Below are 21,454 nucleotides of genomic sequence, written 5' to 3'. Positions count from 1 at the left end.
GCGAAGCTGCGCGCGCGCCCCGCGAACTACATCGCGCAACCGACGCTGGCGCTGTCCACGACGCCGATCCTGACCGAAGCCGGCCTCGCGCCGCGCCACGTCGACCTGCGGCCGTTCGTGCTGGTGTCGGACCGGATCCGCATCACGCCGGGCGGGCTCACGCGCGTCGCGCTGAAGGAAGGATCGCTCGTCGTCAACTCGAGCCAGGGCGGCGGCACCAAGGACACCTGGGTGCTGGCCGACTGAGCCCGCGCGAGAACCAAACAAAGACGGAGTGAATACGAGATGCTTCTGGGACGAACTGCGAACGGCCTCTTCTGGATGTACCGCTATATCGAGCGCATGGAGAACATCGCGCGCATCGTCGATGCCGGGCTGCGGATGGCGCTCACGCGCACGTCCGACGCGCCGGCCGAATGGTCGTCGGTGCTCGTCAGCTCGGGCGCGGACGACGGCTACCGGCAGAAGTACGACGCGTATGCGGCCGATACCGTGACCGACTACCTGCTGCGCGACCGCGACAACCCGTCGAGCGTGCTGTCGTGCATCGAGGCCGCGCGCTCGAATGCGCGGATGGTGCGTACGGCGCTCACCCGCGAGGCGTGGGAAAGCGTGAACGGCGCGTGGCTCGCGCTGCGCCGCGCGCTCGCGCAACCGGTGCCGGAAAGCGCACTGCCGGCGGTGCTCGACGAGGTGAAGCGCGAAACCGCGCTGATCCTCGGCAGCTTCTACAGCACGATGCTGCGCAACGAGATCTTCGATTTCGCGCAGATCGGCGCGTTCGTCGAGCGCGCGGACAACACCGCGCGGATCCTCGACGTGAAGTACCACCTGCTGCTGCCGTCGGTGTCGCACGTCGGCACGCTGCTCGATACCAATCACTGGGAGTCGATCTTGCGGTCGGTCGAGGCCAACAACTCGTACCGCTGGGTATACAACGTGCAGTACAAGCCGATGAACATCGCCGACTACCTGATCCTGAACGGCCGCATGCCGCGTTCGCTGCGCTATTGCTACGGACGCGTGATGTCGAGTCTCAACCAGCTCGTGAAAGAGCATGGTGCCGCTCACGCGTGCCACGACAGCACCGCACAGACGCTCACGATGCTGTCCGACAGTACGATCGAACGCATCTTCAAGAACGGCTTGCACGAGTTCCTGACCGGATTCATTCGGCGCAACCACCGGCTGGGGCTCGAAATATCCCAGGCCTACAACTTCGATTGAACACTGCAATGCGTATCGGGATCGCCCACACACTGCGTCATACCAGCGACGCGCCGTTGCAACCGGCGCTGCAGCGCCTCCGGCTGCGCCCGTCGTCGAGCATCGGCCAAACGGTCGAGCACTGGGAAGTGCTGGCCAACGGCATGCCACCGGAATTGTCGTACACCGACGGATTCGGTAACCATGTCGACCTTGTGCGTCATTCGAATGACGAGAAGGTGAGCACAATCGTTTCACGCGGCGAATTGACGACGCACAACAATGCCGGTGTGTCGGCCTTTCCGGACGATAGTACGATTCCATGGCTGTTCCTGCGCGAGACGCCGCTCACGCGACCGGGGGACTCGCTGATAGAGCTCGCCTCTGCGCTGAAGAGTAGCCGGAACTGTCTCCTGATGCTGCACGAACTGATGGCGATCGTGCACGATCGCCTGAAAATCGAACCGTCAAATACCGATGACGTCTCGGATGCCGAAGATGCGTGGATCAATTCCAGAAGGACAAGTCGGGATTCCGCGCACGTCTACATCGCAGTATCGCGACGGCTTGGCATTCCGGCGCGCTTCACGTCCGGCTATCTGCTCGACGACACCCACGAAACGCGAGCAGTCAGCCATGCGTGGACGGAGGTCTATGTCGATCACCTCGGTTGGGTCGGATTCGATCCAGCCAACAACCTTTGTCCCAATGAACGCTATGTGAAACTGGCCACGGGGCTCGACGCCTGCGGCGCGGCGCCTTTCACGAGCCTCCGGTCAAATGCAGGCGACGCAACGCAGACCGTGGAGATTGCCGTGAGCTCATGCCGGCCTCATGCAGGCGACGGCTGATCGCGGCGCCGAGACCGCCCATCCCCCGTGACGAACGCGACACGCTCAGCGCACATGGTCGTTCTCCCGTGCACCGGTCATGCCGTTCAGGCGCCGCGGCGCGACCGGCGCCCCGTCGCTTGCGCCGGCCGCATCCTCGATCCCGCGCTCCAGCGCCATCATCCAGTCGGCCCACGGCATGCTGGCTTCATTGACCACGGCCAGTCGTCCCAGATCGGGCAACCAGTCGGTCTGGTAGCGCGATAGCGCGCCTGCGCCGTATTCGCGCAACCACGTACGCCATACACCGGCGTTCTCGTATTGCGCACGCATGCACAGCTCAGTGGCGTCCTGCCAGATCGCGATGCTCGTGATCGCGTAGTCGCTCATCACCTGTCGGGCCGCGTCGCCGAACGCTGGCCACTCGTTCGTTTCCGCGAGCGCCTGCTGCAGGCGGCGCACCGCATCGCGGTCCCGTTCGATGCGCCGCCCTGCCAGCGCATGCCATTCAAGCTGCCAGTCGCGATTCAGCGCGACCATGCGCAACGCGAGATCGCAGCCCGCGCGGCCAGCGTCATTCGGTGTCGTCAAAGCGTGAGTGCTCATCGTCCTTCCTCCGTCGATCCGGTCAATCGGTTGGCATCCGCCTCATGCCGCCTTCCCGGGATCGGCATCGCGACCGTTTTACTGTGCGGCCTTGGTGCACGGCTGCCGTTGATCTGAGTCAAGTGCGCGGAAACCCTGCTTCGTAGACTGGATTGCACTGGCGGATCACCCGTCGATGGAGCGATTCCGATGAGCTACAAGAGCATGGTCGTGCACCTCGATACGAGCGCCCGCGCGCATTCGCGCTTCGAGTTCGCGTTGCGTCTCGCCCGGCGCTTCGGTGCGCATCTGACCGGACTGTTCGCGGTCTACACGCCGGAACCGCATTCGTTCTACGTGATGGCCGGTTCCGCCGATTATTTCCGCGCGCATCGCGAACGGCGCGACGAGCGGCACGCGGCGCTGGAACGCCTGTTTCATGCGGAGACGGCACGCGCGAAGGTGCCGGCAACCTGGGTTCAAGCCGACGAGCGCGCGAATCTGGCCGTACCGCGTGCCGCACGCCTTGCCGACCTCGTGATTGTCGGCCAGAGTGACCCGAACGATCCCGAGACCTATATCGACGACCAGTTTCCGGAGAACCTCGTGCTGTCCGCGGGCCGTCCGGTGCTGTTCTGGCCGTACACCGGCGAATTCCCGTCGATCGGCGAACGGGTGATCGTCGCGTGGGACGGCAGCCGGGAAGCGACCCGCGCCGCGCATGACGCGACCCCCTTTCTCGAACATGCGAAGCGCACGACGGTCGTCGCCGTGGTCAACGGCGATTCGCAAGCCGCGACCACGCGCATTCCGGCTGCCGACGCCGCGTTGATGCTGGCGCGCCATGCGCCTGACGTGAACGTGCTCGATATCGATACCGGCGCCGGCTCGTCGATCGGCGACACGCTGCTGTCGCACGCCTATGAAACGGGCTCGGACCTGCTGGTGATGGGCGCCTACGGCCATCCACGCTGGCGTGAACTCTTGATGGGCGGCGCCACGCGCACGGTGCTGGCGTCGATGACGCTGCCGGTGCTGATGTCGCACTGAGCCGGCCGATGCGTACGCTCGCGCTGCTCGTCGTCAATGCCGGTTCGTCGAGCGTGAAGTTCGCGGTCTTTGCGTATCCGCCGCACGGCGATCCCGCGCGGCGGCCGCTGCACGAGGGTGAAGCGGTCGAGACCGGCAACAGCGTGTCGATCCGCTTCGATGCCGAACCGGCCGGCATGCTTCGAGGCAACCGCGACGCTTGATCCAAATCAGCGCGATCGGCGCGCACGCGCCGATGATGATTCCATCGACATCCGTTCCAGGGACATGCCATGTACTCGAACATTCTGGTTGCGCTCGACGGCAGCGACACGTCGTCCCGCGCGCTCGAAGCCGCGCTGATGCTCGCGTCGGAAACGGGTGCGCGGCTGACCCCCGTCTACGTCGTCGATTTCCTGGTGCCGGCCTACGACGCGTACGGATACGACCCGTCGATCCTGATCGACGCATTCCGTGAAGAAGGACTGCGCGTCACGGAGGACGCGGCGAAGCGCATGAAAGCGCGCGACGTCGCCGGCACGCCGCAGATCTCCAACGTCGCGCCGGCGGGCGAAGACATCCCGCAACGGATCGTCCGCCTGGCCAACGAGGTCGAGGCGGACCTGATCGTGATGGGCACGCACGGCCGGCGCGGTTTTCGCCGCCTCGTCCTCGGCAGCGTGGCCGAGCGCGTGCTGCGCCACGCCACGTGCCCCGTGCTGATGATCCCGACGGGTTGCCCGTCGGAGAAACCCGCCGGAACCGCCGTCACATCAACCGAAAAGGAGCCGTCATGAGCTACAAGACCCTGCTCGTCCATCTCGACGACAGCGACCGCTGCGCGACGCGCGTCGACCTCGCGCTCGAACTCGCGGGACGCTGGAACGCGCATCTGATCGGCCTCTACGTGGTCTGCCAGGATCTCTTCGAACCGTTGCGACGGCCCGACGAACCGCTCAAGCTGGCCGTCTATGAACGCCTGTGCGACCAGCGGCGCAAGGAGGCGGAGGAGCGATTCCTCGCGGCCGCCGAGCGCGCGGGACGCACCAACGTCGAGTGGCAGGCGCCGTTGGGAGACGCGACCGCTGCCGCGATCCTGCACGCACGCCACGCCGATCTGCTGGTGCTCGGCCAGGAAGACCCCGACGACCGCATGACCTACGTGGCGCGCCATTTCATCGAGGATATCGTGATGGGCAGCGGCCGTCCGGCGATCGTCGTGCCTTACGCGGGCGACGTGCGAACGTTCGGCGAGAACGTGCTGATCGGCTGGGACGGCGGGCGCGAAGCCGCGCGCGTGATGGCCGACGCGCTGCCGCTGCTCACCCGCGCGCGCTTCGTCAACGTCGAGACGATCGTCCGTGGGCAACCCGATCCGGACAAGACGCCGGCGGGTGTGGACGTCGCCGCGTATCTCGAACGGCACGGCGTTCGCGCGTCGTTTTCGACGACGCCGCGCGAACGCTCGGTCGGCGTGGGCGCGACACTGCTGAACCGCGCAACCGACCTGCATGCGGATCTGCTCGTGATGGGTCTGTACAGCCATACCCGCGCCCATGAGCGAGTGCTGGGCGGGGCGACGCGCACGATCCTCGAGACGATGACGGTGCCGGTCCTGCTGTCTCACTGAGCGAGTCAAAACGGGGCAGCCGCAAACGGCTGCCCCGTTTTTGTCATAACACGGCCGCGCATGCGCCCGGCCCCTCCCGCACGACCAGCACCGGCCGATCCGCAGTGCGGAGCAGCGATTCGGCGACGCTGCCGAGCAACGCGCGACGCACGCCGCGACGGCCATGCGTGCCCATCACGATCAGGTCCGCATCGCATTCGGCGGCGGCTCGCAGCAGCACGGACGAGATGTTTTCGCCGTAGGCGTCGATTGTTCGGGCGACGCCGCGTACGCCGGACAGCCGGAACGCGGTTTCGGCGTCCGCGACCGCGATCAAGGCCTTGTCCGCGCCCAGTCCGGACGGGTCGCGCCAATCGATAGAGCCGCTGTCGACGTCCGTCGGCCTGGGCGCGTCCGATACCACGCACACGGCGACGATCAGGCCACCCGAATCGCGGGCGAGCAAGATCGCCTCGTCGAGCGCGAGCCGCGCTCCGCGGCTGCCGTCGAGTGCCGCAAAGATCCGTGCATACATGACGCCTCCCTGATGTCGTCCGGTTTCGATCGGATTGCACAACCAGTCTGATCCCTGCGGCCGTCGTCCCGTTGACGCCGGTCAAGCACGCATGGCAGCGTCCGTGCATATGCCCCGATTGGCGAGCGCCCGCAAAGCGCGCACAATTTCAGCGCCTCGCGTGGCCTGACGATCTGCCCCCAAATGGCGCAGGACATCGTCCGGTCACCGACTGCGGCCATCATCACCGCCGTCCAATCTCGGACGATCGCGACGCTCGAGCCGGAGCACGATTGACAAACGCCGTCGCGCGGCCGGTCCGCACGATCCGGCAAGGGAACGCACTGCCATGATCAGGGTCCTCATCGCCGACGACCACGCCCTCGTCAGGGACGGCCTGCGGCACATCCTGCGGAACGCAAGCGGTTTCGAGGTCGCCGGCGAAGCGCGCGACAGTGCCTCCACGATCGCGCTGGTGCGCGACACGGCGGCGAACGTGCTGGTGCTCGACCTGTCGATGCCCGGCCGAAACGGCATCGAGCTCATCAAGCAGATCAAGGACGAGAAGCCGGCCTTGCATATCCTCGTGCTGACGATGCATGCCGAGCAGCAATACGCGGTGCGTGCGTTCCGCGCGGGCGCGTCCGGCTACATGACCAAGGAGAGCGCCAGCGCCGAGCTGGTCGCGGCGCTGACCAAGATCGCGGCCGGCGGCGTCTATGTCAGCCTGACCATGGCCGAGCAATTCGCGCAGAGTCTCAACGAACCGACCGATCTCCTGCCGCACCAGCGCCTGTCCGACCGGGAGTTCGACGTATTCCGGCGCGTCACCACCGGCGAGTCGATTTCCGAAATCGCCCAGGCGCTCTGCGTCAGCGTCAAGACCGTCAGCACGTACAAGACGCGGATCCTCGAGAAGATGCAGATGCCGAACGACACGGCGCTCGTGCGCTACGCGATGCGTCACAAGCTGTTCGACGATCCGGACGAACTCTGAGCGCGACAAACCGCCACACCCCTGTAGGAATCGTCCTACAAACCTTCCCTATCACCTACGGCATCTTCAATTTCCGCTGATTTCAATCAAGCGTCCGGCTGTCCATACTCCACATCAAGAAAAACCAACACGTGGGCCTCCCGGAGCTGCCCGGCGTTGCCGTCCTGCGCGACTGCATCGTCGTCCCGCCGATCCGGTGCGACGCCTGCTTGACGAAGGCGGTGACACCCCAGTCCGCCTGTACGGCGACCAGCGCAACCGTGCCAACGTGACGCGCTGCCGCCCCCACCAACCGGAGCAGATCATGCAGAGCCATGCCGAAGTCTCGACGACCGTACCGTTACGCCCCTTCATTCCGCTGCGCACCGTCGAGCGGACGGACCAGCCGAAGCGCACGTCGTCCCGCTGTTCGTCGTGCACGCTGCGCACCGTCTGCCTGCCGCAGGAAATGACACCCGACGATTTCGCGCGGGTCGACGCGATGATCTGCACGACGCGCGCCGTCAAACGCGGTGAAACGCTGTTTCGCGCCGGCGACCCGTTCAACAGCATCTACGCGGTGAGGACCGGATCGTTCAAGACCATCGTGATGCATCGCGACGGCGACGAACAGATCACCGGCTTCCAGATCGTCGGCGAATCGCTTGGGCTCGACGGCGTGCACACCGGGCACCACAACGGCGATGCGGTCGCACTCGAGGACAGCACGGTCTGCATCATTCCGTTCGGCCAGCTCGAGCAGATGTGCCGCGAAGTGCGGACGATGCAGCATCATCTGTATCAGATGATGAGCGGCGAAATCGTCCGCGAATCCGCGCAGATGCTGCTGCTCGGCACGATGACCGCCGAGCAGCGCGTGGCCGCGTTCCTGCTGAACCTTTCCACGCGCTTCAAGGCACGCGGCTATTCGGCCGCCGAATTCGTGCTGCGGATGACGCGCGACGAGATCGGCGAGTATCTCGGGATGAAGCTCGAAACGGTCAGCCGCATGCTGTCGAAATTCCAGCACAACGGGCTCGTCGCCGCGCAAGGCAAGCAGATCCGCATCGTCGATTCGGAAGGTCTCGGGCGCATCTGACCGCGCTGCGCATCGAGCGAACCGATCAACCGCGCATGCCGAGCACCGCGGCGCCCGACACGCGCCCCATGCGCAAGTCGTCGAGCGCGCGGTTCGCATCGGTCAGTGCGTAGCGCACGGCCTCGACCCGCAGCGGCATCGCATCGGCGATCCGCATGAATTCAACGGCATCCGCACGCGTCAGGTTCGCCACCGACGCGATGCGGCGCTCGCCCCACAGCCACGCGTACGGAAAGCCCGGGATGTCGCTCATGTGAATGCCGCCGCACACGACGATCCCGCCTTTGTCGAGCGCGCGGAGCGCGGCCGGCACCAGTGCCCCCACCGGTGCGAAAACGAGCGCGGCATCGAGTGCCTCCGGTGGTGTTTCATCGCTGCCGCCGGCCCATGCCGCACCCAGCGACAGCGCGAGCTGCTGCGCGACGGTATCGCCGGGCTTCGTCAGCGCAAACACCTTCCGCCCCTCGACATGCGCGACCTGCGCGACGAGATGAGCCGCCGCGCCGAAGCCGTAGATGCCGATGCGACGAGCGTCGCCTGCCATGCGCAAGGTTCGATAGCCGATCAGGCCGGCGCACAGCAGCGGTGCGGCCTCCAGATCGGAATAGCGCCGCGGCAGATGCACGCAATATCGATGGTCGGCGACGGTGCGCTCGGCGTAGCCGCCGTCGATCGTATAGCCGGTGAATCCCGGGCTGTCGCACAGATTTTCGCGGCCGGATGCGCAATACGCGCAATGCCCGCAGGTCGAGCCGAGCCAGGGAACGCCCACCCGGTCGCCAACGGAAAAGCCCGTCACGCCTTCGCCTAGCAAGCGCACCGTTCCGACGATTTCGTGCCCCGGAACCAGCGGCAATTTCGGGTGCGCGAGGTCGCCGTCGACGACGTGGAGATCAGTCCGGCATACGCCGCATGCATGTACGTCGATCAGCAACTGGCCCGCCGCCGGCAACGGGTCCGGCATGCGCGCCTCGCGCAAGTTCGGTGTCGTGCCGTCAAACATCATCGCAAGCATGCCCGCCTCCCCGCACGATCGTCGCGCGCTTCGCTTTCCAAGGCTAGACCCGCACGGCCCGATGACAGGCGCTTGATGTGGGTCAACGGCCGCCGGATGGTTGCTGACACGATGAAATGGCGTGATGCCGCCGGAGCGGCGACCAGAAGACGCTCGAATGATATCCGTTCCCCACTTGCCGCAAGCGCCCGTCCCGACGATCGCCTGAGGTCGCTGCTGGGCTATGCGGTGCTGGCCCCGTCCAGCCACAACTCCCAGCCGTGGCGGTTCCTCGTCGAAGGCACCACGATCGCGGTCTGCGCGGACCGCATTCGCCCCGCCGCCCGCTCGGCGAAGTGATCGCCTGATCGCACCCCGTGACGCGGTGCGCCCCCTTCTGATCCGGACGAGGAAAAAACATGAACATCGTGCGTTGCTCCGCTTTCTGCCTGATCGTCGCGACGGCCGGCCTGGCTGCCGCGCAGACGGCCGTACCCGAGCCGACCGAACTCGTCAACGCGCAGCACTGCATGTTCTGCCACACGCCCGACATGACGTTTCTCGGGCCGTCGTTCCAAGAGATCGCCAAACGATACCGCGGCGATCCGCACGCGGCCGCGCAACTGAAACGCAAGCTGCGCGCCGGCGGCCCCGCGCACTGGGGCGACACGCCGATGCCGTCCGCCGTCGATCGCGGCGGGCCGCTGTCTCCCGACGACGCGCATCGGCTCGTGCAATGGGTACTGAGTCAGTGACTGACCGGCGCCTGTTCCGCTCATGTAGACCGTAGCCAAGCGCGTTCCTGCCGACATTGTGCAACGCTTCGCCGAAGCGGCATGCCGTGTAGGAATCCGCCGACGGCATTCGCACGATTCCTACCGCAGCTTCGGTGCTCTCCGATTGAATCGCGCAGGCGCGGCAACGATACTGAAACCACGGACAACGGCCGCCCGGCACACCGATCGCCAGCCACCAGGAGAGACGTCATGTCACACGCTACCCAGCTTTCCGATTCGGGAAATCAGTCCGGCAAGCCCGACGCAGCCGCGCTCGACACGCTGGCACTCGTCGCACTCGCTCGCGACGCCGGCATGCTTGTGATCCTCGACGGACAGATCGGGCGCGAGCGGTACGAAAGCGTGACGGGATCGATCGCCACGCTGGCCCGCTTCGCACAGGCACTGCAGCTTTCGGCGCTCAAGGCCGCGTGACGTCGAGCGTGGTCGTGCCGCGGCGCCGGGACCCGGTGCGACGGAATCGGCCCGTCATTTGACGCGATGGCCGCCCTCGTACCGCTGTTATATCGACGTCAGCGCAGCCGACCGTCTCGTGGCGCTTTGCGAGGAGCGCCGGGAACAATGCATCGCGCTGGATTTCGCGGAAATGAAAGGGCCGGTGAAGGATCGTCTGCGTGCCCACGGCCTGTTCGACGTATTCGGACGAGCCAGCTTCTTTCCGACCGTAACCGACGCCGTCGCGCATCACCTTCAGCGACAAAAACGAACATGCGCCCGCCGGTGAACAGATCGTGCGCCCCGGCGGACAGGCCCATGAAGGCATGCGGCATTCGACGCACCTTGCATCGCGCGCAAGAGGAAACGTCAGCGTCGATGCTGACACATCCACCGCAGTGCCGATTCAGACCGTGAACGTGTTCGATTTCCTCATCTCGATCCAGGTCATCCCGGCTCGCAGCCCGTCGACCGCGGCTTCGCGCTCGGTGTCATGGGTCCTGCTGTGTGCGAACGTACGCTCGCACGTGCCATCCGGCGACATGAGCGTCACATGAATCCGGCAACGATAGCCGCCCGTTTCGGTGGCGATCGTCTCGATCGCCACCGACCAGTCCGCGTCGTGCACTTCGCCTGACAGTGCCATCTGACTTCCCTCCTTCATCCGCGCGGACTTCGCATCCGGTTGCCGATTACCGCGCTTACTCGACAACCAGATCGTCGACGACGGCGCGCACGCCTCGGGCAGACCACGCGGCGCCGCGCACGGCCTTGCGCTCGGAGAACGAGCCGACCTTGCCGGACAGCCGCACCGTGCCGTCGCGCACCTCGATCGCGATGTGTTTCGCCTCACGCTCCGCATGACGCATGATCGCCCGCTTGATGTTGCTGCCGATGTCGGCGGAACCGACCGCAGCCTGCACGGCGATGTGGTCGGTCACGCCCGTCACGCTGCGCATCTGCGAGATCGCCCGCACGGCCAGATGGCTCTGGTATGCCCATTCGACCCTGCCGGACAGCGTGATCCAGCCGCGTTCGACCTGCACCTTGACCGCATCGTCATTCAGGCCGACCGTCCAGTGCAGGACCGAACGCACTGCGTTCGCGATGTCCTCGTCGGTATGGACATCGTCGTTCGGCAAATGCACGGTCATGTCGACGACGAGCGCCTTGACGCCGGCCACGCGGTTCGCTGCCCGCTCGATCGCCAGTTTCTCCGCGTAGCTCGGCGGGTGACCCGAAAGCGTCACGATCCGGTCGGCTACCTCGACACCGACACGTGTCGCGTCGATCGCCGGGTCGGACTCCAGTTCGTCCTGAACGTCCTGCTTCAACTGCTTGTCGGTTTTCATCGCCTGCACTCCTGTGATCTGCGGCGCGCCAGCTCGCCGTATACAGCCAGATTTGCATACGTGCGGCACCGGATCGCTGATGCAGGTCAAGGGATGGCTCGCGACGCACGTCGCGGACTGCTCATTCGTCGCTTGACGAAGGTCAAGCCGACGCGGCCCGGCCGACTTATCGCGAGATCGCCGATGCGTGAGGTTCAACGCACGCGCAGCGATGCTCGAAGGAGATGCAAATGACGGAACAAGGCGCCTCCGGCACTGTCGGCGCCGCCGCGGGGCGAGTCGCCGCCCATCATCGCCCTGCCGCATCCGGACCTCGACGGCGGCACGCGCGGCGAGGAGGAGTTTCCGCGAATTCGCCGCCACGCCGCTCCCAACCGAGACGCCCGGCGCGATGCCGTGGGCCGTGGGCGGTCAGGTGCAGAACCGGAAAAATCCGCTGTGGAGCAGGATCGGCCGACCGCCAATCTCCTCGAGCAGGCAGCGTGCCGCACGCTCGATGGCTGGGCGATGGCGTGAAAAGGCGTCCACGAGATCCTGTTCGCGGGGTGAGGCCGCGCGGAAGTGATCTTCCAGCGCTTCCGCGGTGATCGCGCAGCGCACGCGGCGACCTTCGACCAGCGCCGGAAAAGCCAGCGCCGGGTCCGGGTCGCAGTACGTCGGATGTTCGGCAGGAAAAACTATTTGCATGATGTTCCCCTGGGCAGGTTGTGTACTGATCGTCGTCCGCTTCCGGCAAGCCGCGTACGTCGTGCCGTCCGGCGGCTTGCTCGATCGCCGCAAGCCGGCCCGCACCGTGCGGGGCGACGCTAGGTTGCCGAAACGGCGGCATGTGCGGCATCGCTACCGCGCACGAGCAGGACCGGGCAACTCGATCCGCGCAGGAAACGTTCGGCGACACTGCCGAGGAGCCACCGCCGCACACCGCGTCGTCCGTGCGTACCGATCACGGCCAGATCGATCGAATGATCGACGACATAGCGTTGCAGCCGTTCGGCGATATCCTGGCCGGGTTCGGTCTCGATGATTTCCGTATCGCCGTTGACTGACGCGTGCGAGATGACGCGTTCGGCACTTCGCAATACCGCCGCGCCATCGCGTCGCACCTCGTCGAGCATCGCGTCCGGGTCCATTCGTCCGCCGTAAGTGATCAGGAGGATTTTGTCGACGACGAAAACGGCGAACAGGCGCGCATTGCACGATCTGGCCATCTTCAGGCCTTCGTCGAGCGCTTGATTCGATGAAGGACTGCCGTCCACGGCGACCATGATGTTCGTGTACATACCGACCTCGCTGGATGAACCGACGCGCCGGCGGCGTTCGGATTCGTTTTCATCATCAGCGCTCGCCGGAAACGGGCGTTGACCGAGGTCAATGGTTTGAAACCGCAAGGGGTCGGCATGAGCCGGGGCGAGAGACGCCGAATTATCGGGTGCTAGCCGGCGGCGTCTGCATTTCCGGTGAGCGTGGCGAGTTCTCGTACGACCGAAAGCCTCGCTCGATCTCAAGGATTTTCGTCGCGCACGCATCGGCATCGAATCGAGCGACGCTGGAGCAAACCGATGATGGACGAGAATCGGCACGCGGCGATCATGTCGGCACGGAGCCCCGACGAAGCGCGGGACCGCAGGAATAGGCAGACGATCGTTCGATCGGCCTCGCCTCGGCGAACGACGCGCGACAGGTGGCGACTTGGTGCGATATCAACGGGTAGACGGCGGGCGTGACGGGAGTCGGATTCTCAAGGTTCGAAATATTGCAGACGACGTTTGCAATATCACCTTTTCATCGCGATCCGGGCAACGGGCCGTCGAGGTGCCACGGTCAAGCAGCATTATCAAATTGCACTGACACGCACAGAATGGCAACAATAAAATTCAATATTTAATAAAGCAAACAACAGCCATTGTTCAACTCCGATTCACATCATCTGCCCTGCTCGATCCGCATCGCGCCCTGCCTCGCCCCGAGTATCACGAAGTTCCCCATGCTCCGTCGATGCGACGTCACCAGCAGCTCCGGCGCTGCCCGACGAGATCATTTCATATTTCTCACCAAATCATGACTTGATTGAAATTACAGATACTAAAAATTAATCTCACAGAAAATATCTTGTAATTATAAAAACCACCTTCTAGCATGCCTCTGCGGTTCGCAACATGTTTTAGATCAAAGTCCTCACTTGATGCATTCCTCGAACATCACCCATTCATAATCCGGGGGATTACATGAAGAAATTGTCTCGTCTGCTGCCCATCGCCGCGATTACCCTCGCGAGTCTCAGCGCTTTTGCCCAGGCCGGCGACCAGTCGGCCACGGTCGACAAAGCACTGCAACTGATCCAGCAGAACCCGTCCGCCTTCAGTGTGGCTATCGGCGGCACTGCACGCGCGTTGAAATTCGACGGGCCGCGGGCAAGCGCGCCGACGGATGGCGATCAGTTCCAGGTACGCGATGTCATCGTCGATCCCGATGGCACCGAGCACGTGCGCTTCGATCGCTTCTACGCGGGCCTGCCCGTGATAGGCGGCGACGTTGTCGTCCATTCGAGCCAGGGGCAGTTGAAGCAAGCAAGCCTGACCCAGCCCGCGCCGATCAATCTCGCCGGCAAGATCGGCAAGGTCGGCGACCGCTTCGTGGTGCGCAACGCGCCCGACGTGGGCGCGGCCAGGGTCAAGCGCATCGCGGCCGCGCGTTTCGACTCGGACGTGCGCCGCATAGATGACGCGGAACTCGTCGTGTTCGCGCGCGACGTCACGCCGACGCTGGCCTACTCGGTGCGCGTATACGGCAAGGCGACCGATACGCACGGCGATGCGGTGCTGTATTACGTCGACGCACGCACGGGCACCGTGCTCGACGCTCAGGACCTGATCAAGACCGCCGCTGCGACCGGCACCGGCCGCTCGCTGTACTACGGCAACTTGACGCTGACCACAGACCAGACCGGCACGAACGCGTACCGGATGCTCGATCCGACCCGCGGCAGCGGCTCCGTCTACGACGGCCGCGGGCTGATCGCCGAGGACGTCGAGCAAGCGACCGACCTGCCGATCTTCACGAGCAGCACGAACGTGTGGGGCAACAGCTCAACCACCGACCGGCAGACCGTCGCCGCTGACATCGACTATGGCCTCGCGTTGACTTGGGACTACTACAAGACTGCGCACAACCGCAACGGCATCTTCAACGACGGGCGCGGCGTGAAGAGTTTCGCGCACGTGGTGTTCGACACCGGCAGCGGCACGACCGGCGCGAACGCGGCATGGATGCCGTCGCACATCATGGTGTACGGCGACGGCCAGTCGGGCACGAGCCTGCCGAAGCCGGTCGTGTCGGTCGACGTGGCCGGGCACGAGATGAGCCACGGCGTGACCGAGGCCACCGCCAACCTGAACTATTCCGGCGACGCGGGCGGCCTGAACGAATCGACGTCCGACATTTTCGGCACGCTCGTGAAGTTCTACGCGAACAACCCGAACGATCCCGGCAACTACGTGATCGGCGCGCGCGTGGTGAGCGGCGGCCTGCGCAAGATGTACAAGCAGGATCTCGATAGCCGGTCGTTCAGTTGCTATCCGTCCGGCGGCTTCTCGTGGTCGAATCCGCGCCACGATCCGCATTTCACGTCGGGTGTCGGCAACCGCTTCTTCTACCTGCTGTCGGAAGGCCCGGCGGTGCCGTCGACCGACACCGGCCTGTCGAGGGCGCAACTGGTCTGCAACGGCGACACGACCTTCAGTGGCCTGGGCCGCGAGAAAGCCGGCAAGATCTGGTACCGGACACTGACCGTGTACCTGAACGCCAACTCGAGCTATCCGAACGCACGGCGTGCGTCGATCCAGGCGACGAACGACCTGTATGGCGCGAACTCGGTCGAAAGCGCAACGGTCGCGCGCGCCTGGAGTGCGGTCGGGGTGAATTGATTACGCTTGAGTGGGTGCGTTGAACGCCCGGAGATCGCGTGGCGGTATTTCGCTTCGAGGTCACGCGGCGCCCGGGCGAATGACGGGCAGGTGTCGATCGATCGCCTGCGATTGCAGGCGGTCGATCGGCCGACAATTCTTTCTTGCTGCGGGCGGTGGAGCCGCGAAAGCGACGCCAACCGGATGCTATCGCGTGTTCATGGTCGGATCGCACTGCGTATCCGTCCTGTCACGCGCTATTCCACGTGGTTACGAGGAGGGAAAAGCTCTAACGCCCGAAATCAGCTTTGCCGTCAAGGATCCCCAGTCTCCCATCGTGTCGGGTCTGAGCACTCTAAGTGACGAATACCACGGTGTGGTATCCACACATTGTTCATACCGCCAGTCAGCGCATCGCGAGTTAAGCAGCAAATAGCCCGATTTGTTCAGCGCACCGGCAGCATGACTGAGTACCCCGTCGTTCCCGACAAAGCCATCCAGGTGATCGATAACGCTGATGGTTTGTGCAAGGCTCGTCTGCATCGGCAGCAGCGTACAACGTTGCTGATCCTTGGAGTACGGGCTGTCGACCCAACATGTCCGCTCGTATCCCCGTTGCATGACGACCCAATGGATATCGTCCGAAGCCTCCCATAACGGGGTTAGATATTCATGGCGCAGGCTGCGATGTGCATAAAGATTGTTCGATTCGCCAGAGGACCAAAAAATGCCGACGCATCGTTTCCCCCGCGCTCGCAGGCGAATCTCGCTCACGATTTCCTCAACCTGGCCATCGGTGCGCGATTCAATGTAGCGTTCCGTCGTTCCGTACCCGAGCACTGGATATAACGAAGCAAACAGCGTAAAGGGATCGGTCCGCATAGACGCATCATTGCGTCCGACAATGAAGCCGGCCGTCACCAGTTGCTGCCCAAGCCGATGGCTGTGATCGTTGACCTTGTAATCACCCAGGATTCCATTCAGCCGCCCATCCCAACTCATCTCCACACCAAGCGCCTGCAGCGCCTGAGCGTATCGGGCCCATTGAATAAAATCGCCGTATCCGCTCGAATGCCCCTCGACGATGAGTCGCCTTGGCAATTCCCGCTGGCCACACCAGTGCTGCTCGACATCCAGCGCAGGCCATAATTCGGCTACCGCAGATCGGCTGCAATATGTCTGGCCGAATACTTCAACGCCAGCGGCAATGCCTTGACTACGCATCGTGCTGCGTGCGCGATAGTGCTCCCTGCTATACGAGAACGGCACGGATACATCGCGCTGCAGGCTCTGCACAGCATCGTCAGCAGCCAAGTAGTGATAGCCGCTCAACCGTGCATGGTAGGACGATTCTCCCGCGAACTCGGGCTTGGACGCCAGCGCCTCGAGCGCCGAAAGACCAATGTCTGTAACGCCCAGATGTGCACAGATGTCTGCTTGGCAATGGAAGTGTGTGCCAAATCCGGGGGCCTCCCGCGTGAGCTTGAAGCAAATGTCCAGCGCTTGAAGCCAGCGCCCCGATCGATAATACATTTGGGCCAACCAATACCAGTATTCCGCACCCCCCTTGTCAGCCTCGTGGCGCGATGCGAGGAAGGCACTGCATTCGTCAACGTGACCGCCAAGCAATGCAGACTGAAGCTTGTCGTAGCTATCTACTTTCATGTTTGGCTCTTAGCGATTCCGGCCGCCTCCATACGGCAAGGCAGCCGAGGCGTGCCTCAGGATTTCCAGGTTCTTATCCGGAAAAATGGTCAAAAGGTAATCGATTGAACTTCATCCAAACATGATCATTGTTTCACATCGCCATGATTTCCCGAACCGTGCCGCGGAGATGGGGCTGGCGGACCGCGTCGCCGTACACGGCACGGCCGATCGCAACGTGCCCGCGCTCCTGTCGGAGCACGGCGGTGATCCGGCCGAGCGTGTCATGCTAGTTCGACCTGTTTGACGACACGCTGCTGGAACAGCTCTCCGGCAGCCACGTCATCATCGAAATCCACGATTTCCTGTTTTCCGACCCGGAGCAAGCCGCACGCGCATTCGACGAATTGAGTCGGCGCGCAAGCGAGCACTTCAACGTGTACGAGATTCGCGACGGGCTGCGGGACATTCGCGACATCCCGTTGCTGCGCCACTGGTCGGACTGGGACGCATGGCTGATATGTGTCGAGGCGCGCCACCGGATGTTGCGATGGCTCTGGCGATACGTACCGGATTCAACGCATTTCCCGTTAATCGGCTCTGCGCAGGACGCCGCGCTGCAATTCCAGAGCGTCGCGAACGGCCTCGGTGACGCTTCGCCAGTTACCGGGTGCCGCCTGACGAAAGATACGAATATGCGGGTACCAAGGCCCCGTGTCGCCGCGCGCGCCCCAGCGCCATTCCGGCGCGCCCAGCATGACCCACGCCGGAAGGCCCAGCGCGCCGGCCAGGTGCACGGGCGCCGAGCAGATCGAAATGGTCAGGTCCAGGGAGGTCGCAAATACAGCCGTATCGTAAAGATCGTTCCATTCATCGGATCGATTCAGGATCGACAGTCCGCTGCGTGCCGCAAAATCCGGCTCAAGCGGATGTTTCTGAAGCACGAACCAGTCGACGTCTTCGATCTCGGCCAACGGTCGGAGATCTTCAGGTGCAAGACTGCGAGCGCGCCCCGCAAAATAATTCGGCGACGTGTCCCAGCACAGGCCGATTCGCAGCCGACCGGATGCACGACGGCGGTCGGCCTGTGCCATGGCGACACCCGAATCCTTCAGCTTGATATAGCCATCCCGATAGGTAGGTACCTCGCCCTCGATCGCCCCCAGCCTCGCGGGCAGCAAGTTTTCGAATATCCAGTAATCGTAATTGCCCCAAGTCTCGACAGGCCACACGCTCAACAGCTCGTCGACACCCTCGAGGTCGTGCAGAAGCTGCATCAGTTCCGGTTTGACGCAGAGCGTGACATGGGCGCCCGCTGCCTTCAGGTTTCGCGCGTAGCGTGCGTACATCAGGCAATCGCCGAGGCCGAGATGGCTAATCACCAGAAGGCGCTTGCCCTCAAGAGGCTGCCCGCGCCACAAACGATCGTGATAGGTGGTCAATACGCCGGGGCCGCTGCCGAGCGGCACAAGATCCGCGAGCATTTCGTAGCGACGCCAGCCTGCTTTCGTGTCACCCAGCAACAAGAGCAGATTCGCCAGCGGAAAAATGACATCGCCTCTGTAGGGATCATGTTCGGCGGCCCGGTACAGATAGCCCGAGCTTTCTTCCAGGCGCCCCAGCAGGTAGAGCGAGATCCCGCACTGCACCAGCGTGCCGATATCCGCCGGGTACTGTTCCAGGATGGCGCGGCCGATCTGGACGGCCCCTTCGTGATCGTCGAGGAATCGATGCCGCGCCCTCAATACGATCCCCGGATCGCCGAATTCGGCCGCCTTCGCGCCATGCCGGCGCGCGGCATCGAAGTCGAGCACCTGGAAACTTGCGTCGGCCAGCATCAGATGCAACTCGGCATTGGACGGAAATGCCTCCAGTCCCATTTTCAAACTGGCGATGGCGGCCGTGCGATCGTTCAGGTGATTGAAACAGATCAGCGCCTTGTCTCGCCATGGAATGGTCGATGTAGGCATCGCAGCGATGGCGCGATCGCAGGCTTCGAGCGCCTTTCGTGCGTGTCCCAAGCGCAGTAGTGCATCCACGTAGGGGCGAAAAACCGTATCGCTATTGGGATATTTTTCAAAGAGGATCCGGAAAAGATCAGCCGACCGGTCGAACTGCCCGGCAGCCTCTGCTTCGCGCGCCTGTGCGGCAACGCTATCGAAATCCTCATCAAACGACATTCGTGCTCCGGTCGTAAATCACGCAAAAAGATAGTCCCAATATGTCGACCATTTTTCTTGGACTACGAACGGTTGGCAACGTCGACGAACCGGCGCATGGCGCTTGCACGTTCGGTGAGGTCGGTCGTGTCCTCGTGCATACCGTTCGTCAACGAGGAACCCGTTAACTCTCGAAACTGAATTGCGCTCGGCCAGCCGTACTGTTCCCGAGCCGGTCAAAGCCGCCGCGTGTATGTGGACTGACATCCCTGCGCATCCCATACCTATTTGAGCGCATTCGCGTCATTCCCAACCAAAGGGAATGAATCACCATTCATTCGAACGGAGTACTCGGCGACGATGTATGTACACGACACCGGCTACCAAACTGCATCATTGCCGGACAACACATCTGCCATCTCTGATATCGGCCCGCTCCAGTCGCCCAATGTTGTTTGTCGATACAATTGCATGGACCTGTACCACGGTGTATCACGATGGCTGTTGTACCAGCGCTCATCACATGCAGCCGACAGCAATACCCATACTGGCCGTCCGAGTGCTCCAGCGAGGTGGGCGGGTCCGGTGTCCACTGTAATCAATAAATCCAGCGCATTGAGGACGACTGCAGTGTCACCGAGATCGCTTAGTTCGTCACTAATGACACCGATGCCGTGTTTATTGAGCACTGCATACTCATCCTCGGTGATCTTGCCGAACTGTAGAGCATGGAAACGGCTCTCAGGCGCGCTGAACAATGGCGAAAGTTGCTCCAGTGAGATTGATCGATATGGTTCATGGCGCACCGCAGTATTGCTCCGCCAAATCAGGCCTATCTCACGAACCCCACGGCGTCGATTCTTGAAAATATCGGCAACACGTGTCGTCATTTCTCGTCCAGCTGGCGCCTGCACGTATGAACCGCTGCAGCCTGGGAAGTATGGCGTCGTCTGATATCGAGCAAAAAGATCAAAGGTACAGATAATGCAATCACTTTGGTCAATTGCACTGCGGGCGTCCTCTACAATTGTGATCCAATCAAAGGATGAAAATATCGGCGCTAACGTGTCCGGTGCCTGCAATACGACAGCCAGCGCACCTTCCTCCCGCAAGAGGTGCAAATACCGGGAAAACATAATCACGTCACCAAGACCACCCTCCTGAATGATGAGTACACGCTTCCCCGCGACAGATTCGTCGAATCGCAGAAACTTGCTGACAATTTTCCCATACTCGATGGTATTGCTTTGATAAATATTTGAAACTATGGCGGCTCGCGCCCATGCATCGCGCAGTCTTCGACTAAGAGCGTGGGCTTCACGAAAACGACCTTGCGCGTATTGTGAAATCGCGAGTTCAACCGTCAGGACTCTGAGGTCAGGTTCGTGGTGAAGTTCGGTGAGTGCTTGAGTTAATAGAGTTTCAGCCTGCGAAAAAAGACCGAGATAGTTCATATCAATACCGATCTGCGCGCGAAAAAATGGCTCTTTAACTCGATCCGCGAGCTCTTTCACTACTCGGATCGCTTCCTCTGCGTGACCTGAGAGCCTGAGCGCGCGACACAGCGCGAGTCCAGTGCTTGCGGATTTTTCCCGGAGGTAGGCGTTGTATGCACTGTCGAGTCCGATTTCGTCGCTTATCAATTTATCCCCTCTTTAAATTCTGTTTTATTCAGCTTCTACACTGTTTCGGGAACCGTTAGCCCTACAACGGGAGCATCAATGCAAGACGACCAGATCGTCAACTTCAGTGGCATATCTTACTCCTCGCTCGCCACCAAGCGTTGTCACGGTAAGCCGCCGCTCCGGAACATTTGTTAAATAGCTTGAATGACCGACAACAGGCCGGCAATTTGCCTTAACATCCGGCCGTCTAATCGGCTAATGTCGAACACGGTCGACCGACCGTCGGGCATCGGCTGTGATTTTTTCTTTCGGGAGCCCGGACCGGGCGCCGATTTCATCCGAACGCCAGGACCGATCATGCTCCAGTCCCCGGGAGATTCCTTCGTCAACGGTTCGTTGCTGGGCCTGTGCGTCGAGGTGCCGCTTGCCGCGCTGGTTTCGCTGGCCATGCACGGCATCGACTGGAACGGCCAGCGCATCGCGATACTCGTCGCTACGCCCGTGCTGATCGCGTGCATTGCGCTGCTGACCCGCCCGGTGGCGTTCAGCACGGTATGGAAGCACAAGCGCTCGCCTTTCGTGCTCGACGACAATGTGCGCGCATCGATTTACGGCCGGCTCTGCGGGATCGCACTCGGGGTGGTATTCGGCATCATGGTCGCGACGACGTTCTCCTGATCCGGTCGAGCCGGATCTGC

General features: G+C 62.9%; 23 protein-coding genes and 3 pseudogenes. 14 read left to right on the top strand and 12 right to left on the bottom strand.

Annotation, left to right across the window (positions count from 1 at the left end):
* The 3 genes from BFF94_RS17340 to BFF94_RS17330 all read left to right on the top strand — a co-directional run.
* On the top strand, positions 1-246 hold a 246-nt coding region (locus BFF94_RS17340; protein WP_219139060.1), incomplete at its 5' end, for a circularly permuted type 2 ATP-grasp protein.
* Between the two features lie 39 nt (positions 247-285).
* A complete protein-coding gene (locus BFF94_RS17335; RefSeq protein WP_219139582.1) occupies positions 286-1,227 on the top strand; it encodes an alpha-E domain-containing protein in 942 nt (313 codons plus the stop codon).
* A gap of 8 nt (positions 1,228-1,235) precedes the next feature.
* Complete coding sequence (locus BFF94_RS17330; protein WP_128846397.1) at positions 1,236-2,057, top strand: transglutaminase family protein; 822 nt, start codon at positions 1,236-1,238, stop codon at positions 2,055-2,057.
* Here BFF94_RS17330 and BFF94_RS38340 read toward each other — a convergent pair.
* Together BFF94_RS38340 and BFF94_RS17325 are read right to left on the bottom strand one after the other, a co-directional pair.
* Positions 2,026-2,113 (bottom strand): annotated as a pseudogene (locus tag BFF94_RS38340) (beta-ketoacyl-ACP reductase); the annotation flags it as partial. The gene BFF94_RS17330 and the pseudogene BFF94_RS38340 sit on opposite strands and share 32 nt — an antisense overlap.
* Positions 2,103-2,642, bottom strand: coding sequence for a hypothetical protein (locus tag BFF94_RS17325; RefSeq protein ID WP_128846394.1), 540 nt, complete (start codon positions 2,640-2,642; stop codon positions 2,103-2,105). The gene BFF94_RS17325 and the pseudogene BFF94_RS38340, both read right to left, overlap by 11 nt.
* 189 nt (positions 2,643-2,831) lie before the next feature.
* Here BFF94_RS17325 and BFF94_RS17320 point away from each other — a divergent pair, with 189 nt between their 5' ends.
* From BFF94_RS17320 to BFF94_RS17305, 4 genes and pseudogenes are all read left to right on the top strand, one after another.
* Positions 2,832-3,671 (top strand): universal stress protein, encoded by an 840-nt coding sequence (locus BFF94_RS17320; RefSeq protein WP_128846391.1) that lies wholly within the window; start codon positions 2,832-2,834, stop codon positions 3,669-3,671.
* An 8-nt stretch (positions 3,672-3,679) separates the two neighbouring features.
* Positions 3,680-3,841, top strand: a pseudogene (locus BFF94_RS17315) (acetate/propionate family kinase); the annotation flags it as partial.
* A gap of 102 nt (positions 3,842-3,943) precedes the next feature.
* Positions 3,944-4,447 (top strand): universal stress protein, encoded by a 504-nt coding sequence (locus BFF94_RS17310; RefSeq protein WP_128846388.1) that lies wholly within the window; start codon positions 3,944-3,946, stop codon positions 4,445-4,447.
* Positions 4,444-5,280: a universal stress protein gene (locus BFF94_RS17305; RefSeq protein ID WP_128846385.1), complete on the top strand. Its 837-nt coding sequence runs from the start codon at positions 4,444-4,446 to the stop codon at positions 5,278-5,280. The genes BFF94_RS17310 and BFF94_RS17305 overlap by 4 nt, the downstream gene beginning before the upstream one ends.
* Before the next feature lie 43 nt (positions 5,281-5,323).
* Here BFF94_RS17305 and BFF94_RS17300 read toward each other — a convergent pair whose 3' ends face one another.
* Positions 5,324-5,794: a universal stress protein gene (locus BFF94_RS17300; RefSeq protein WP_128846383.1), complete on the bottom strand. Its 471-nt coding sequence runs from the start codon at positions 5,792-5,794 to the stop codon at positions 5,324-5,326.
* A 328-nt stretch (positions 5,795-6,122) separates the two neighbouring features.
* Here BFF94_RS17300 and BFF94_RS17295 point away from each other — a divergent pair, with 328 nt between their 5' ends.
* Positions 6,123-6,770, top strand: a complete 648-nt coding sequence (locus BFF94_RS17295) for a response regulator (protein WP_128846380.1) — start codon at positions 6,123-6,125, stop codon at positions 6,768-6,770.
* A gap of 304 nt (positions 6,771-7,074) precedes the next feature.
* Positions 7,075-7,848: a fumarate/nitrate reduction transcriptional regulator Fnr gene (fnr, locus tag BFF94_RS17290; RefSeq protein ID WP_128846378.1), complete on the top strand. Its 774-nt coding sequence runs from the start codon at positions 7,075-7,077 to the stop codon at positions 7,846-7,848.
* Between the two features lie 25 nt (positions 7,849-7,873).
* Here fnr and BFF94_RS17285 read toward each other — a convergent pair whose 3' ends face one another.
* Positions 7,874-8,863 carry a zinc-dependent alcohol dehydrogenase family protein gene (locus BFF94_RS17285; RefSeq protein ID WP_128846375.1) on the bottom strand — a complete coding sequence of 330 codons (990 nt, stop codon included), beginning with the start codon at positions 8,861-8,863 and terminating at the stop codon, positions 7,874-7,876.
* A gap of 111 nt (positions 8,864-8,974) precedes the next feature.
* Here BFF94_RS17285 and BFF94_RS17280 point away from each other — a divergent pair.
* From BFF94_RS17280 to BFF94_RS17270, 3 genes and pseudogenes are all read left to right on the top strand, one after another.
* A pseudogene (locus tag BFF94_RS17280) lies at positions 8,975-9,178 on the top strand (nitroreductase family protein); the annotation flags it as partial.
* An 83-nt stretch (positions 9,179-9,261) separates the two neighbouring features.
* Complete coding sequence (locus BFF94_RS17275) at positions 9,262-9,597, top strand: c-type cytochrome (protein ID WP_128846372.1); 336 nt, start codon at positions 9,262-9,264, stop codon at positions 9,595-9,597.
* A gap of 231 nt (positions 9,598-9,828) precedes the next feature.
* Positions 9,829-10,053 carry a hypothetical protein gene (locus tag BFF94_RS17270; RefSeq protein WP_128846370.1) on the top strand — a complete coding sequence of 75 codons (225 nt, stop codon included), beginning with the start codon at positions 9,829-9,831 and terminating at the stop codon, positions 10,051-10,053.
* Here the strand turns inward: BFF94_RS17270 and BFF94_RS38470 are convergent.
* The 5 genes from BFF94_RS38470 to BFF94_RS17245 form a co-directional block, all read right to left on the bottom strand.
* Entirely contained in the window at positions 10,040-10,402 is a 363-nt protein-coding gene (locus tag BFF94_RS38470; protein ID WP_372454221.1) for a hypothetical protein, read from the bottom strand. The two genes, BFF94_RS17270 and BFF94_RS38470, sit on opposite strands and share 14 nt — an antisense overlap.
* A 78-nt stretch (positions 10,403-10,480) precedes the next feature.
* Entirely contained in the window at positions 10,481-10,720 is a 240-nt protein-coding gene (locus BFF94_RS17260; protein WP_128846367.1) for a hypothetical protein, read from the bottom strand.
* Between the two features lie 55 nt (positions 10,721-10,775).
* The gene (locus BFF94_RS17255) at positions 10,776-11,426 is read right to left on the bottom strand and encodes a BON domain-containing protein (protein WP_128846364.1); all 651 of its coding nucleotides are present in this window, start codon (positions 11,424-11,426) and stop codon (positions 10,776-10,778) included.
* A 411-nt stretch (positions 11,427-11,837) separates the two neighbouring features.
* Positions 11,838-12,113 (bottom strand): DUF1488 family protein, encoded by a 276-nt coding sequence (locus BFF94_RS17250; RefSeq protein WP_128846405.1) that lies wholly within the window; start codon positions 12,111-12,113, stop codon positions 11,838-11,840.
* Between the two features lie 119 nt (positions 12,114-12,232).
* Positions 12,233-12,706: a universal stress protein gene (locus BFF94_RS17245; RefSeq protein WP_128846403.1), complete on the bottom strand. Its 474-nt coding sequence runs from the start codon at positions 12,704-12,706 to the stop codon at positions 12,233-12,235.
* A 945-nt stretch (positions 12,707-13,651) separates the two neighbouring features.
* Between BFF94_RS17245 and BFF94_RS17240 the strand changes: the two genes are divergently transcribed.
* The gene (locus BFF94_RS17240; RefSeq protein WP_128846362.1) at positions 13,652-15,349 is read left to right on the top strand and encodes a M4 family metallopeptidase; all 1,698 of its coding nucleotides are present in this window, start codon (positions 13,652-13,654) and stop codon (positions 15,347-15,349) included.
* A gap of 249 nt (positions 15,350-15,598) precedes the next feature.
* On the opposite strand, the gene BFF94_RS17235 is transcribed toward BFF94_RS17240, so the two are convergent.
* The 3 genes from BFF94_RS17235 to BFF94_RS17225 all read right to left on the bottom strand — a co-directional run bounded on the left by BFF94_RS17235 (position 15,599) and on the right by BFF94_RS17225 (position 20,645).
* Entirely contained in the window at positions 15,599-16,993 is a 1,395-nt protein-coding gene (locus BFF94_RS17235; protein WP_128846360.1) for a hypothetical protein, read from the bottom strand.
* A 569-nt stretch (positions 16,994-17,562) separates the two neighbouring features.
* Complete coding sequence (locus BFF94_RS17230) at positions 17,563-19,152, bottom strand: tetratricopeptide repeat-containing glycosyltransferase family protein (protein ID WP_128846356.1); 1,590 nt, start codon at positions 19,150-19,152, stop codon at positions 17,563-17,565.
* Between the two features lie 359 nt (positions 19,153-19,511).
* Positions 19,512-20,645, bottom strand: a complete 1,134-nt coding sequence (locus tag BFF94_RS17225) for a glycosyltransferase family 9 protein (protein WP_128846353.1) — start codon at positions 20,643-20,645, stop codon at positions 19,512-19,514.
* Positions 20,646-21,014: 369 nt separating this feature from the next.
* On the opposite strand from BFF94_RS17225, the gene BFF94_RS17220 reads away from it, so the two are divergent.
* On the top strand, positions 21,015-21,434 hold the full coding sequence (locus BFF94_RS17220) for a hypothetical protein (RefSeq protein WP_246637354.1): 420 nt from the start codon (positions 21,015-21,017) through the stop codon (positions 21,432-21,434).
* Positions 21,435-21,454 lie beyond the last annotated feature (20 nt).

The organism is Burkholderia catarinensis (assembly GCF_001883705.2).
Taxonomy (GTDB): domain Bacteria; phylum Pseudomonadota; class Gammaproteobacteria; order Burkholderiales; family Burkholderiaceae; genus Burkholderia; species Burkholderia catarinensis.
This window is presented reverse-complemented; position numbering and strand designations above follow the sequence as displayed.

Bases quoted from the DNA above. Each gene is read 5' to 3' on its own strand.
- BFF94_RS17235 (WP_128846360.1), bottom strand. From the start codon at position 16,993: ATGAAAGTAGATAGCTACGACAAGCTTCAGTCTGCATTGCTTGGCGGT.
- BFF94_RS17220 (WP_246637354.1), top strand. From the start codon at position 21,015: ATGTCGAACACGGTCGACCGACCGTCGGGCATCGGCTGTGATTTTTTC.
- BFF94_RS17310 (WP_128846388.1), top strand. From the start codon at position 3,944: ATGTACTCGAACATTCTGGTTGCGCTCGACGGCAGCGACACGTCGTCC.
- BFF94_RS17330 (WP_128846397.1), top strand. From the start codon at position 1,236: ATGCGTATCGGGATCGCCCACACACTGCGTCATACCAGCGACGCGCCG.
- BFF94_RS17295 (WP_128846380.1), top strand. From the start codon at position 6,123: ATGATCAGGGTCCTCATCGCCGACGACCACGCCCTCGTCAGGGACGGC.
- BFF94_RS17250 (WP_128846405.1), bottom strand. From the start codon at position 12,113: ATGCAAATAGTTTTTCCTGCCGAACATCCGACGTACTGCGACCCGGAC.
- BFF94_RS17325 (WP_128846394.1), bottom strand. From the start codon at position 2,642: ATGAGCACTCACGCTTTGACGACACCGAATGACGCTGGCCGCGCGGGC.
- BFF94_RS17285 (WP_128846375.1), bottom strand. From the start codon at position 8,863: ATGCTTGCGATGATGTTTGACGGCACGACACCGAACTTGCGCGAGGCG.
- BFF94_RS17300 (WP_128846383.1), bottom strand. From the start codon at position 5,794: ATGTATGCACGGATCTTTGCGGCACTCGACGGCAGCCGCGGAGCGCGG.
- BFF94_RS17305 (WP_128846385.1), top strand. From the start codon at position 4,444: ATGAGCTACAAGACCCTGCTCGTCCATCTCGACGACAGCGACCGCTGC.
- BFF94_RS17245 (WP_128846403.1), bottom strand. From the start codon at position 12,706: ATGTACACGAACATCATGGTCGCCGTGGACGGCAGTCCTTCATCGAAT.
- BFF94_RS17255 (WP_128846364.1), bottom strand. From the start codon at position 11,426: ATGAAAACCGACAAGCAGTTGAAGCAGGACGTTCAGGACGAACTGGAG.
- fnr (WP_128846378.1), top strand. From the start codon at position 7,075: ATGCAGAGCCATGCCGAAGTCTCGACGACCGTACCGTTACGCCCCTTC.
- BFF94_RS17275 (WP_128846372.1), top strand. From the start codon at position 9,262: ATGAACATCGTGCGTTGCTCCGCTTTCTGCCTGATCGTCGCGACGGCC.
- BFF94_RS17270 (WP_128846370.1), top strand. From the start codon at position 9,829: ATGTCACACGCTACCCAGCTTTCCGATTCGGGAAATCAGTCCGGCAAG.
- BFF94_RS17335 (WP_219139582.1), top strand. From the start codon at position 286: ATGCTTCTGGGACGAACTGCGAACGGCCTCTTCTGGATGTACCGCTAT.
- BFF94_RS17230 (WP_128846356.1), bottom strand. From the start codon at position 19,152: ATGTCGTTTGATGAGGATTTCGATAGCGTTGCCGCACAGGCGCGCGAA.
- BFF94_RS17240 (WP_128846362.1), top strand. From the start codon at position 13,652: ATGAAGAAATTGTCTCGTCTGCTGCCCATCGCCGCGATTACCCTCGCG.
- BFF94_RS38470 (WP_372454221.1), bottom strand. From the start codon at position 10,402: ATGCCTTCATGGGCCTGTCCGCCGGGGCGCACGATCTGTTCACCGGCG.
- BFF94_RS17320 (WP_128846391.1), top strand. From the start codon at position 2,832: ATGAGCTACAAGAGCATGGTCGTGCACCTCGATACGAGCGCCCGCGCG.
- BFF94_RS17260 (WP_128846367.1), bottom strand. From the start codon at position 10,720: ATGGCACTGTCAGGCGAAGTGCACGACGCGGACTGGTCGGTGGCGATC.